The sequence below is a fragment of the Shewanella sp. MBTL60-007 genome (genome assembly GCF_019654915.1).
Taxonomy (GTDB): domain Bacteria; phylum Pseudomonadota; class Gammaproteobacteria; order Enterobacterales; family Shewanellaceae; genus Shewanella.
The window spans coordinates 1-12,328 of record NZ_BPET01000091.1; the positions used below are offsets into that span (position 1 = coordinate 1).

Annotated in this window: 16 protein-coding genes; 15 read left to right on the top strand and 1 reads right to left on the bottom strand. The window is 41.7% G+C overall.

What is annotated here, in order from left to right; genetic code table 11:
- Window positions 1-576 precede the first annotated feature (576 nt).
- On the bottom strand, window positions 577-1,425 hold the full coding sequence (locus K5Q92_RS22570) for a GMA family class A beta-lactamase GMA-1 (RefSeq protein WP_012774820.1): 849 nt from the start codon (window positions 1,423-1,425) through the stop codon (window positions 577-579).
- Between the two features lie 695 nt (window positions 1,426-2,120).
- On the opposite strand from K5Q92_RS22570, the gene K5Q92_RS22575 reads away from it, so the two are divergent.
- The 15 genes from K5Q92_RS22575 (at window position 2,121) to K5Q92_RS22645 (ending at window position 11,939) form a co-directional block, all read left to right on the top strand.
- Window positions 2,121-2,903 carry a ParA family protein gene (locus K5Q92_RS22575; RefSeq protein ID WP_041154764.1) on the top strand — a complete coding sequence of 261 codons (783 nt, stop codon included), beginning with the start codon at window positions 2,121-2,123 and terminating at the stop codon, window positions 2,901-2,903.
- A 1-nt stretch (window position 2,904) separates the two neighbouring features.
- Complete coding sequence (locus K5Q92_RS22580; RefSeq protein ID WP_014386680.1) at window positions 2,905-4,095, top strand: KorB domain-containing protein; 1,191 nt, start codon at window positions 2,905-2,907, stop codon at window positions 4,093-4,095.
- A gap of 12 nt (window positions 4,096-4,107) precedes the next feature.
- Window positions 4,108-4,380 carry a helix-turn-helix domain-containing protein gene (locus K5Q92_RS22585; RefSeq protein ID WP_014386681.1) on the top strand — a complete coding sequence of 91 codons (273 nt, stop codon included), beginning with the start codon at window positions 4,108-4,110 and terminating at the stop codon, window positions 4,378-4,380.
- Between the two features lie 140 nt (window positions 4,381-4,520).
- Window positions 4,521-4,796, top strand: coding sequence for a hypothetical protein (locus K5Q92_RS22590; RefSeq protein ID WP_014386682.1), 276 nt, complete (start codon window positions 4,521-4,523; stop codon window positions 4,794-4,796).
- Window positions 4,797-4,813: 17 nt separating this feature from the next.
- Window positions 4,814-5,116, top strand: a complete 303-nt coding sequence (locus tag K5Q92_RS22595; protein WP_014386683.1) for a hypothetical protein — start codon at window positions 4,814-4,816, stop codon at window positions 5,114-5,116.
- A 304-nt stretch (window positions 5,117-5,420) separates the two neighbouring features.
- Window positions 5,421-5,852: a hypothetical protein gene (locus K5Q92_RS22600; RefSeq protein ID WP_046224216.1), complete on the top strand. Its 432-nt coding sequence runs from the start codon at window positions 5,421-5,423 to the stop codon at window positions 5,850-5,852.
- Entirely contained in the window at window positions 5,849-6,094 is a 246-nt protein-coding gene (locus K5Q92_RS22605) for a hypothetical protein (RefSeq protein WP_014386686.1), read from the top strand. The genes K5Q92_RS22600 and K5Q92_RS22605 overlap by 4 nt, the downstream gene beginning before the upstream one ends.
- A gap of 342 nt (window positions 6,095-6,436) precedes the next feature.
- The gene (locus K5Q92_RS22610; RefSeq protein WP_046224215.1) at window positions 6,437-7,189 is read left to right on the top strand and encodes a hypothetical protein; all 753 of its coding nucleotides are present in this window, start codon (window positions 6,437-6,439) and stop codon (window positions 7,187-7,189) included.
- Between the two features lie 18 nt (window positions 7,190-7,207).
- Window positions 7,208-7,501, top strand: coding sequence for a hypothetical protein (locus tag K5Q92_RS22615; RefSeq protein WP_032073016.1), 294 nt, complete (start codon window positions 7,208-7,210; stop codon window positions 7,499-7,501).
- Between the two features lie 13 nt (window positions 7,502-7,514).
- Window positions 7,515-7,718 (top strand): hypothetical protein, encoded by a 204-nt coding sequence (locus tag K5Q92_RS22620; RefSeq protein WP_014386690.1) that lies wholly within the window; start codon window positions 7,515-7,517, stop codon window positions 7,716-7,718.
- A 214-nt stretch (window positions 7,719-7,932) separates the two neighbouring features.
- Window positions 7,933-8,409: a hypothetical protein gene (locus tag K5Q92_RS22625; protein ID WP_046224213.1), complete on the top strand. Its 477-nt coding sequence runs from the start codon at window positions 7,933-7,935 to the stop codon at window positions 8,407-8,409.
- A gap of 59 nt (window positions 8,410-8,468) precedes the next feature.
- Window positions 8,469-8,702, top strand: a complete 234-nt coding sequence (locus tag K5Q92_RS22630) for a hypothetical protein (protein ID WP_014386693.1) — start codon at window positions 8,469-8,471, stop codon at window positions 8,700-8,702.
- Window positions 8,703-8,763: 61 nt separating this feature from the next.
- The gene (locus K5Q92_RS22635) at window positions 8,764-10,725 is read left to right on the top strand and encodes a hypothetical protein (protein WP_014386694.1); all 1,962 of its coding nucleotides are present in this window, start codon (window positions 8,764-8,766) and stop codon (window positions 10,723-10,725) included.
- Window positions 10,722-11,315 carry a hypothetical protein gene (locus K5Q92_RS22640; RefSeq protein ID WP_014386695.1) on the top strand — a complete coding sequence of 198 codons (594 nt, stop codon included), beginning with the start codon at window positions 10,722-10,724 and terminating at the stop codon, window positions 11,313-11,315. Before K5Q92_RS22635 ends, K5Q92_RS22640 begins: the two co-directional genes overlap by 4 nt.
- Window positions 11,316-11,537: 222 nt before the next feature.
- Window positions 11,538-11,939: a hypothetical protein gene (locus tag K5Q92_RS22645; protein ID WP_220771100.1), complete on the top strand. Its 402-nt coding sequence runs from the start codon at window positions 11,538-11,540 to the stop codon at window positions 11,937-11,939.
- Window positions 11,940-12,328 lie beyond the last annotated feature (389 nt).

Here is a 12,328-nt window from a genome sequence, read left to right on the forward strand (position 1 = left end):
CGCTGTATCACGGATAAATTATCGACCGAAAAAGTGTTTAGACTTCAAGCAACCAGCGATTGTCTTTAAAGAAATGACATTGGCTGCTTGATATTGGAGAGTGTCGCACTTCGCAGTTGAATTCGGGAGTAAGCATCTATAAACTGTAGAATTATCAGCTTAACACACGGAACATGGCATTAGTGCTTTTCAATTACTAACAGTGTGACCTTCATTAGAAGTATTCTTACCAAGTAGCTTTGTGCTGTTACACCCGTTCAATAATCATTGAGCCTAGTTATCCAAGTGCTAGATTCAATTTTGGTGAGTTCGTTATGTTTTCATAATTAGTGGTGTGGCGCTAGCTAGGTGACTTTTCTATGCACGAAGTAATCCATAAGTTACTTAAAACGAAAAATTGCTAACGCATTTCTGTCCAAAACCTTCACCGGATGAATTTTTACCCGTGGCATTTTCCAACTCAAAAATGCCCCAAAATGAGTTATAGCCAAGCAACGAAGGTGGTCAATATGCCGTACAACCCCATTTTGTTCTCTACGGCATATCTATTGTCAACAGTATGACAATCTCATCTAGTTATTTTACAGCATACTCTTCGAAAATAGCCTTACCAATTTCATTAATAACTTGATTACGTTCTGGCATAGAAAGGTTGGTTTGTGTCAGGTAGATGCTAATGATTAATGGCTCGCGCTCGTCAGTCCAAATTGCTGCTGTAATACCGCGCGAACCGTTAGCTCCTGCACCAGAACGATCTGCAATAGACCACCCTTTTGGTAAAACAGAACGGAGTAAAGAATCGGAAACAGTGTTCCCTTGCATCCATTCCTTAAGTTGTTTTTTTGAATTTTGAGCTAATACATCTTCGAATAAAATATGATATAGGGTCTTATTCATCGCATTTGGCGTCGTTGTATCACGTAGGTCATCAGCTTTGGCTTGGTTTAGTTCAGGTTCAAAACGATCTAATTGAGTTACTTTATCTCCGATCAAACGTAGAAAAGCAGTGACACCCTGTGGGCCTCCGATGTGCTTTAAGACTATGTTTGCAGCAGTATTATCACTAGTCTTCATCGTAGCTTCACAAGCATTTTCAATGGTAATTGAACTGCCAACCATGTTTTTTGTTATTGGTGACCAAGCGATTAGTTCATCGGATTTTACTGGCGCCATTGTACTTATATCTAAAATGTCTCTATCAGAGTCCTGTAGCATTTTTGCACATGCTAATGTCTTGAATGTACTCATCATAGGGAACCTTTCATTCCCTTTATAGTGCCATTGTTGATCCGTTGAATCTAAAACTGATACGCCTATGCGTCCCAAGGTGCGTTGTTCTATAGAATAGAGCGAGTCGTTCAATGTTGAAGCGGTCGATAAAAAAGAAATGAACAAACAGCTCGAAAGTAAGATTGATTTTTTCATGATAACTCGACTATTTATGTAATAAGACTGAATTTACGGAGCGTAATAATACAGCCCGAAAGATATAAATCAACAGCGGGTCATATTAAGTTTGTATGAAAAGATGAGTGTGTTTATGGAGCGTTATTTTCTGCTCGACTTAGGATGAAGGAAGCGCTATCTGAATCTCATACGCATAAGTCAACTATAAGTTGTGAATAACTCATTTCTGTCCAAAAGTTTGCTAGAGATTGAACAAACTTTGTCATTTCCACAGTGCTTCTGGTAACAATGCACCTTAAAAATGATCAAACTTTAACTTTTGCATCCTGTCGCTGATATTGAACTAGCAAGGGAGTATTACGTCAGGTCTAGACGCCCAGTAATTTCAGAGAGCCCAGTAGCTATTGAGGATTTGGCTGACAATAATCCAATCCAGAACCAAGAAACTAAAGAAGACTTGCTAACCGAAAAAAACAAGCGCAAGGTAATATTGGATTGAGACAGGATGCACATTGTTCTGTCGATACAGTTCACCTAAACATTGATGATTTTTCTCGCGGCCCTTTGAGGCCGTTTTTTTATCTGTAATTGTTATGTTAGTACCACGATATGACATTGCAGTATCATAAAGTGAGTGTTAGAATCTTTCACATGTGAAAGTGGCGATGTTTCGTCACTAGGAATCTCATTTGCAATCGGAGAGCGAGGTAAACATGGCAAAAGCTATCGCCTATGCCAATCAGAAGGGAGGCGTGGGTAAAAGTACTATCTGTATCCAGCAAGCCTTCGATTTGGCAGAAAAAAAGAAAAAAGTCCTGGTACTGGATTTCGATGGTCAGGGTAATACATCTTCACGTTTGGCTCCTCGTGTGGAGTTGGAAGATGGCAGCTACGAGCCAGTATATAGCGGTACTAAAGTAGCTGAATTGTTCCTTGATAACTGCTCAAGCATTCAAGTAACGGAGTGTCCATGTGGTGTTGATTTGATTTACACGCCCAAAAACGATCCGGATTTGTTTGAGATGGAGGCAGTGCCATTGGAACAAGCAATGAACCCAGCTCGACACTTAAAAGAACTAATCAAAGACTATGATTACGTGTTGATTGATTGCCCACCGAGTCTTGGCCGTAAGCTGGTTGCTGCACTGATGATTGCGACGCATGTTGTATGTCCTGTAAAACTATCTGGCTTTGCGGTTGATGGTGTAGAGGGCTTGCTGACGACCATTATCGGTGTTCAGCAACAGCACAATCAAAACTTAGAAATCCTGGGCATTGTCATCAATGATATGGATCGTTCAGTGAACCACAACAAATCGTTTACTGAGCTGAAAAAAGCTATCCCAGAGTTGATCTTTAGTAACATTATTCAACACCGTCCACCGCTTGATTCTGCAACTACAGATGGAGTTCCAGTATGGTCTCTTCGCTATGGTCATGTAGCAGCAAAAGAAGTGCGAGCGGTGCTGGACGAGATTGTAGAGAAGGTAGGTTAAGATGAAACTAAATAACCTAAAAAACCTCAACCAGTTAGCTCAAGCCGCCCAAAAAAAGCAGCCAGATGGTAAGGTAATTCTGACGGTTCCTGTTGATGAAGTTATTTCAAAAGAACAGGTTCGTAAACGGTTCCGTAATATCGAGGAACTGGGTGATTCAATTTTGGAAGAAGGCCAGCAATCCGCGATTGTGGTCTACCCGAAAAATGAAGACGGCAAATATGTCATTCAAAAAGGCGAACGTCGCTGGAGAGCATGTAAAGCCAAAGATATTCCAACAATTGACATCGTTGTTAACGAAAAAGAACAAACGGACTTGGACGAAACAGCGGGAGAATTGATAGAGAATATTCAGCGCGATGATTTGGCTGCACTTGAAATTGCTAATGCTTTACAAGTATTCATTGATAATGGGTGGCAGCAAAAAGACGTTGCAAAACGTATCGGTAAGAACACAATTTTTGTTTCAACGCACCTTTCATTATTAAAAATGCCTGACTGCGTTCGAGAATTATACGATAATGACATTACAGCTGATACGGAAACACTCAATAACTTACGTTTGCTATTCGAACTGAATGAAGAGCGATGCCGGGCTGTCTGTGCCGTTGCTATGAGTGATGGCATGACACGTAAGCAAAGTCGTGAGTTGTTGAATGATGCAAAACGTATCAAGAATGGTGATGAACCAACTTCAAATGAAGATGGTGCAGTAACCAATAACTCTGAGCAGGATAATAATTCGAATTCTGACTCAGAATTGGGTGAAGAGAAGGGTGGCAACTTTACACAAAGTGATGTGGAAAGTTCTGATGATACAACGGGCGATAATGTTGTTCATCAAGCTACGGGAGAGGAATTTACTTCTGATGATGCTTCATCTCAAGGCGATACAAACGCGCCGGGTGATAAGCAGGTTGATGAAAGTGATGATGCAACCGATGATGCCGAAGAAGAAGGCATTGAACCTCCTCTTGCAAAAGGTAAAGACTGGAAAGGGGCTGACCCACGTAAGTTAGTCATCACCGTGAATATTATCGGTGAGAGTGAAAATAAGCGTGGTGTACTGATGACAGATCGTATTGCTACTGAACCAAATGTGGTTTGGGTTAAGACTCTTGTTGGTGAGAAAAAGGAAGTAAAGCCAATAAAAGTAGCGGTGACTGACATCGAGCTCGTAAGCGTTGAGTAAGGTAAGTATGGAATGAAGTTATCTCAGGATATGAGTCGCAAGTTTGAACTGGTAAATGCGCTGTCTAAGTTAGATAAGCCCAGCTTGCACGATCTCCATTCAGAGACCAAGATTCCTGAGTCCACTATTAAACGCCAACTGGCGATGCTTCGTGATGAGTTTGATATGAAAATTATATTCATCCGTGAATCGAGGGGAGAGCGAGGAGCTACAGGCTACTATATGATAACGGACTGGGGTATTTTGGACCGTGAGAAGTTCATCTTGCGGCACGGAAAGCTCTGATTGTAATATCCAACCTCAAATTAGCCCTGGCATTGCGCCGGGGCTTTTTTATGCCTGTAGACTTTTAAAATTTTATAAGCATTATAAAGTGATGCTGTAATATTGAGGAGGTAGCTCCTTTAGTTTTTTGGAGGTCTCAAATGAAAGTTCTTCATCTCCCTGTGAAAGCTCTGTATTTCAGACAAATGCAAACCGGGGAAAAGAAGTATGAATATCGTCTTCAAACGGATTACTGGCGGAAACGTCTGGAGGGTCGCGAGTATGATGAGGTGCATATCAAGCTTGGCTATCCAAAATCTGGGGATACCGAGAAGATTTTAGTTCGACCGTGGAAAGGTTTTGAGGAGATGGTTATTACTCACCCTCATTTTGGTGATGCTCCCGTTAGCGTGTTCGCAATCAAGGTCAATGAGTAATAGGAGATGTACTGATAATGGATTCAGAATTGAAGCAAGAAAGCAAATTTTACCGGGACTTTGAAGATAAGTTGCTACACGTTATAGCAAAAGCCCATGTGATAAACCTGAGCTGTATGAGCAAAGGTGAAGCAATGCGACTGGTTGCTCATTTAGAAAACCTAAACCCTGAAAAATATCCAGAATTTTATGGGGTTAGCAAGTCGCTAATAAACGTTACGAGTTCAAATCTGATTGTTACATTGAACAACACTATTCAAAAAATGAGTTCAAGTCTGTCTGCGCGATTGGCTTTGATCAATCCTGAAAATACCCGCTAGTTTGTACAGAAAAGGGCAATTACTCCCATTGGTATATAGCGTAGGTAGGGGCATGATTGCCCTTGTATCTAAAAAAGTAGCGAGGCTCCGATAATGAATGAGCAAAAGAACCGGGCATTCTGTGAGCAGATGGCTGCGGCAACGGTAGAGCTTGGGACACAAGAGGCACTCTTGTATGGCTAGGTACATGATAGCCATCGCACACGATCAGGGAATCTCATTACAGTTTGAGTGCGATCTTGGTTCTTTAGAAGTCCAACCAAATGAAATACTGATAAAACACTAAAAATTACAGGAGTTGGCTATGAGCAATGCACTGAGAGTTATTACAAAACAACTTTCAAAAGAGTCTGATCCCGCGTTCTTAGAGTTTACAGCTCGGATAGTTGAATCTATTGAATTGGTTTTAGGTTATGAACCAACAGTTGAGAAAGTACGCGACTTGTTGGGAAACAAGAAAAAAACCGTAGCCTTGTTGAATTCTAGTCACAATGAGTCCGTTGTTAAGTTAGCTCTGGAGATCTCACAGTACGACGATAGCCACTACGACACATTACTTTCGGCAGGTATGTCTGCTTTAAACCGATACTTGTCAAAGAATAGCGGTTCTGTTTCTGGTTGTATGTTCATGCCTGGAGATATCACTGCGAAAGAGTTGGCCGAACGATTTAACGGAGAATGGATGTTCTTTAGCGATGATAAGAAGCTTTCACTTACTACAGGAGAAATGTCGTGACGGAACAAAACGAAATGGTGGCATTAGATGGCTATAAATTGCATTCCAAAGTAAAGCGCTTTTTTATTTACGTGTTTATAGCTATGGCTGCCCTGAACTTTATTCAGTTGATTACCAATTTTTACTTACCAGAAAAGCTCTTAATTATCGCAAATGGATTCGCATTAATTTGTGCTGTTTTGAGCGTTATTGATAAGGCCCACTTGTGGGAAAAAACAAGCAGTGATGGGGAAGGCCAGTGAATCGACGTAGACTGTATTTTTTGATAGCGTTCTTGGGTTCGTTGGCATTAGTCAGTGCAAAATTGAAATGGCCTGGGTTCATTGTTGGTGGTATGAGTATTGGTTTTGCTCTTCGATGGTTTCTCATCCACCAGCCTCTCAATCAAGATTCTCGCCCGTTAGAACGAATCGTAACGATCTCTGGAATAGGGCTTTTCATGGTTTTGTCCGGTGGCCTTTTTCATCTGGGGGATAATCCTGCCTTTATCGACCTTATGTTTATGTGGGGGTGTGCATCCTCGGGAGTTGCCTTAGCTGAACTGGTTAATGTGAGAAATCCGGATCGAAGTGAGGGAACTCGAAGTGAGCACTAAGATATACAATGGGTTAATTCTGCGCAATACAACGTTAGAGCAGGCACTAACCAAATTATGCTCCTTGCGCTCTGGTTGCGTTGATACGGCCAAAAAAGCCATCGCAAAACTGGGAGCTAGAAAGCTTGCATTTGATGCAGATATCTCGGCAAACGTAACCATGCTCCAAAAGGATAGAAGCTGCCAAACTCTGTCAGATCTGAGAACTATGTTTATCGAGGAAAAGCATAAAGTTTTGGTGGACGGTATTCGTAGTACGGATTGGGACTTCACTTTTAATGTCTGCTTAATTCCCTGGGGACAACATACATTAGGTTTGTACTACGTTGAAAACGATATTGGGTATCGCCAATCCTTAATCGACGTTGGATTTCAAGATTATCATTACCAAAACTCGACAGATAAACCTAACGATGTGACTGATTCAGAATGGAGACAAAGAGAACTCGCTTGGGAATCAGTGTTACCTGGTTGGACAAGACCAATAGAACGCGGTTTGTCTTACAGCGTGGTTGATTGGGATGATTACCAGAGTGCTGTTCATAGTAAAAGTCTGATCCAAGAAAACATCCCTTCACAAAGCATTAGACGCAAGCGAGTGGCGGTAAGTTTGACAGAGCTGGAGTTGACAGCGAGTTTTCCTACTTCATCTGCGTTTGAAATTGTTGAAAAAACCAGAGAGCTATATCCGGATAGAATTGATGACGTATTGCTCGGTGATGTAACGGTAGTACGTTTCTAAAATAGGGGGGGGGGAGTAATGCTGGATTTTTTCTTTATAGGCCCATTAGTCATTGGTTTGGTTTGTTGGTTTAAAGCCCCAAATGAGGAATGGGAGTCACTCGCTAAAGATTTTTCAAAGCGCTGGGCGTTAAGCCTTATAGCTATGATCGCTGCTGCCGCGTTGGGAGGAATAACGATGCCAAATGGACCAGAAAGTAGTGAGTCAGCATGGCTCATATTTGTTGGAATCATTTGGTTTGTATGCATTGTTACGATGCTTTGGGTTGCCCTAACCACACTAATGCAAGCGATTAAATTGAAGAAACAATAATAAGGAACCGAGTATGGCTCACGTAGATCAATATATTGAAGATTGGTTAATGGTGTTCAGAGCTGCGGGTATAAGCGATGAAGTTGCCCAGGAGGAATTTGGCTTGTGGTGTGAAGGGCTCGATGGCGAAATTAGCAATGAGTACACCCAAAACGCACTATCTGTCATCAACGCAGCTGAACAGGCAATTGAAGAACTACAAGGAATTGCTGGGTGAGAAGAAAGCGTTCAAACTGGGTATCCGTAAGTCATTTAAGCGCCTATGCCGCTGATCCATCTAAATTTTGCCAGCACAGAGGACAAGCATACAACTCCGAGGCTGCAAACGCTGGATTAAAGGCTCACGCCCAAGCAGGAAGTGGTAACAGTCTTTTACCGTGGTTAGTGATTATTGTTGTAGCCATATTGGTTGCTATTAACTGGGATTTGTTATGACTGGGGAACTAGTGTTTTTGCTGGTGGCGTCAATCGGCCTATTGATGGTTATTCTCAGAGGGCTGTCCATAAAGAGGCAGTTCCATATGCCTTGGTACTGTATCGTGCTGGGGGCTGATATAGGCGGTTGGAAAAAGCCTTGGTTTATTAAACGCCGAGGAGTCTGCGGAGCCCCTGATGCAGTATTTTTTGATCCATTGCGTTTTAGATACATTGCAGGAGAATTTAAAAGCAGAGCGTTCAATGGGCGAATAACAATCCGTGAAAAGTACCAGCTCACACTTTATACCGGGTTAATTCAGCGATTCTGGCTACCTCAAGCACAGGGTGTCATAGCCTATGGTTGTGGGCGAGTATTGAAGCTGGACTATGATAAGACACTTTTTAAAAAGCTTATGGCTCTTCGAGGCGAAGTCAAATCTGCCAGAAAAAATTGGAGGCCAGTCGATCACAGACCGTTGTATAAGCGATAGACAAAACTTTTTTACAGGGTTAATATATGATTCTGTAATCTGGCTGAGAGGTCAATGTTATGGCATATAACCCAAACAGTGATGAGGTGTGGGGTAAAGAACTAAGGGTGTATAGTTCGATGAGTGAAGCTGACTACCACCGAGTTCTCCAGCAAGGCGCTTTTGCTTATCAAAGTGGAACGCCATACGCAGAAAACCCGCACAATGATCACGAGTCGAAAGCAGCATGGATTGAAGGCTGGCAACTCGCAGCATTTCATGAACGGATGTCTACCACTCGAACCGTGCAATAAGTTTAATTTGATAAACCAGTGCCTGACAGTGTTCGTCGGCACCTTAATAAAGCGTTATTTTATGAAAAAGTTCCTAAATGTTTTCCAGTTGCCTACTGGATATCAAGTACGTATTGGTAAAAAAACAAAGTCTTTCAATGCCGGAGTATCTAGTGATAACGCGCTTAATTCAGCGTTATCCTTTCGCCTGGATATGTATAAACAGGGGGTCTTACCCGCTAATTGGAATGTTGGTTATTTTGAGCCCAATGCTATCAAGATTATTGATCAGGATAAGCAGAAACGTTCACGTTGCACCATCCGAACAAAGACAGATCGGAAGCCCACACACATAGAGGCATATTGGTCAAAGTTCAAAAACCTAGCCGAAGCGCATTCCTTTTTGAAGCGCGAATACAGCAAATGGTGTAGAGAGCACAATGCAATAGCTAAGCTGTATAACCAAAAGCGCAATGAGATTCTGTTCATCTCGGCCCAGAAAGAGAAAGAACAAAAAATATCAATCCTAAGTGATGGCATTAAGTTTGATGCGAAGCTTTGGAACGAGTGTGTGGCCGAATATGAAGGAGTGATGCCTGTTCCTAATACAATCTCTGATCATGTCCAGGTAGAGGCTTATAGTGACAGTGGTGAGAAGGATATCGACCTTAGCCACCATTTCGCTGTTAATGTATCTGATCAATTGGAGCCATACCAGTCTTCCGAAGTTCTCCATGAACTATTGGACCCGGTATACGATATCCTACATGTTGATAACCATGCTGCATTAAAACTAATGCCAGAAGTAAAATGTAGCTACAAAGCTATGCGTGAGAAGTTACGCAAGATTAAGCCAAACCGTAATGTAAAGGGTGCGATTTGTGCTCCATTTTCTATTGAGACAAAGCTTAAATCATCGTTCCTCGATTTTGCCATACCAGCGTACTGGGATGGACTTCCTTTAAACCCATCCAAAACAATCGTTAATCTAGCCAGTCATAATGGGATCATTCAGGCTGCAAGTCTTTTAGCGACAGCTTCATTTATGTTTATGGGCTACATGCAAAAGCAGCGTATGTTGCAATCGGATGAGAATATAGAACTAGAATTTCCTGTGTTCGAAATCAGTGAAAAGATGCTGAATTCTGCAATTGACTCTATCTACCAAGCGCTTCTATTACAAATGGGACGGAAGGCACTGAACTCGATGGGTAAGTGCGAAGAACGATTAAATCTGTGGCATGACGTTGATGTCTGTGACGTCTACGACGATCAGTTTGGAACTGCTGTCCAGATGGGGCAATGGCAGTGCTTTATGCCCCGAAGCAACAACGCGACGTTGCGTAAACTTCAACTATTGGTGCTGGTGGCAAAAATTGAGCATAACCTAGAAGAAGGCTTTGTTCGTCGTCAACTGTCGAAAAGTGGTATCGGAATTACACCCGTTGATAAATTGAAAGATAAGTACAGCCATATTTCTCATGATTCAATTGAGCGATTTGAACAACTCCGGGATCAGCTCTATGTATCCTCAAAGAAATTCTACCCCTTAGTTAACATGAGTTCTTTGCAAACCCCCAAACCTGATCAAGTGTTTATGGCAAGATGCCGTCATTGCGGCCATGTTCCGAATAAAACCATGCGCAAAAAAGATGGGGTCTGGTTTGGAGCAATCCAGTGCCCCAACCATTTAGACGAAGCGGTATCCGGTGAAAGGGAATATGAAGCCGAACTTCATGAATTAGTGATTGAGTGGCAGAAACGTAACCTGAAAAACTTTGATTTTTCTAAGACATATATGTGGGACCTTTCCAGAAAATCATTCTCTACTGAGCTTGGACCTTTCCTCGATGAAGTAAAGCGTCGTCTTTCCGATATGGTTGAGTACAACAGTCTCGCAATATCACTTCCAAAAGAGATCGTAAAGGACAGGCCAGGGAAAAACTTTGCGAAGCGTATCTATGCGAATTATCTCTGGGCGTGTTTTTTCTATGATGCTTATCAAATCAAACTTTCAGAACTAAAGAAGGAGACCGCACGATGAAATCAGGTCTTGAACGGTTGAAGGAAATAGTGACACAAAGTGCGTTTTATCGTTCTCCGAATTATTCCGTAAACGTTAGCTTTAAAGACTTATTCAAACCCGTTGGTGGTTTGCTTGCCTACAATAGCTTGGTGCAAGAGCTAACAGAGGAGATAGCTTTATCTCCTTATGAGATACTTGAAAAGTTAACCCCTGAGTTTCAGCGTTCCAATCAGAAGTGGACGAAAAACATGCAGCAATGTTTCGTTGAAAACCTCTTGTGTGGATGTGAAACGAAAGTACAGCTTTATGATGTGAAAGGCAGGGGGGGAGAGCTGGATGATTCCCTTATCTTAGATGGGTTACAGAGGCTTACCGCTATTGCGGCGTTTCATTCTGGTGAATTCGCTGTATTTGATGAACTGTATTGGGAAGACTTAAAATCTGGAGGTATTTTCCCAAGGTTGAATTTGATCGTGAACATCTACCAGTTTGATTCTGATATTGAGGCATGTCGTTTTTACATTCAGATGAATAAAGGAATTACCCATTCTGAGGCTGATTTAGAAACTGCATATTGCTTTATGCGCAAGCACGGTGAAAAAGTCTAGGTAGTCATTATGGTGTGCATTTTAAGGTCTAAACGGATTGAGTCATCTCGTCAGATATCACTTTGTGGAAAAGTTGTATCTGGTAACGGAGCTCATTATAGGAACATCACCGCTGCGAAGAACGGAGCTCAGCCAGTATGCAAAGACTGTTTAAATTCGCTGGGAATGACAAGATATCAATTGCGGCCAACTAAGAAAAAGAAGCCTAAAGTTAAACCAAAAATGGCAAAGAAGGTTTCTAGGAAGGTGCATGAGTCCTCTGCGAGACAGCCAAAGTTCAATAGACAGGATGTGTTAGATAACAAGGAACTGTTTATTGGGTGTGCAATGGTTATGTTAGAACAGCAGGAAAGGTTAGAACAGTTCCTTGAGAATAACGCTAATGCCCAAATTGCACTTGATTACTACTATTACGGGCAAACAGCTAGAATGACTGCTGAAAAGTACAAATCGACGCAGGTCAGCATTCCAAATAGAGCCAGAACGGGTCTAATTACGTTTAGTGAAGAAATTGAATGCAACCCATTAGATTGGGCATCATGGCCCGTACAATCTCTCTGGGAGCTAAAGAGAACGTTATTAAGTATTGCTGTTGAAGCTGTGCCAGAACAGTTAAACAACTAAGAGGAAAAATCATGCACCAGGAAGTAGATCCAAAAGGGCTAACGTGGCCTATTAAACCGTCAATTGTTGTTGATTGATGATTTGGTTGCATGCAGGTACAGTTAATGTGTGCTTATCACCAGAGATCCCACCAGCAGTTTTTTCGCTCAAACAATGTTTTGAAAACGTGCCTTTCAAAAATGAATCTCAAAAAGGCTGGGCTAAGGTGCTTCGTGAAATCGCTGACAACTTAGAACAGAATGACCAATAATAATACCTAGTGCTGAGGAATCCCCTAATGATTTTGATAAAAATCATAAATTTAAGGTAGATGCACATCTTGTCATGTGATCAAATGGTTCTGAGAAAAATCAATAACCAGACAACAAGATGTGCGAACTCGATATTTT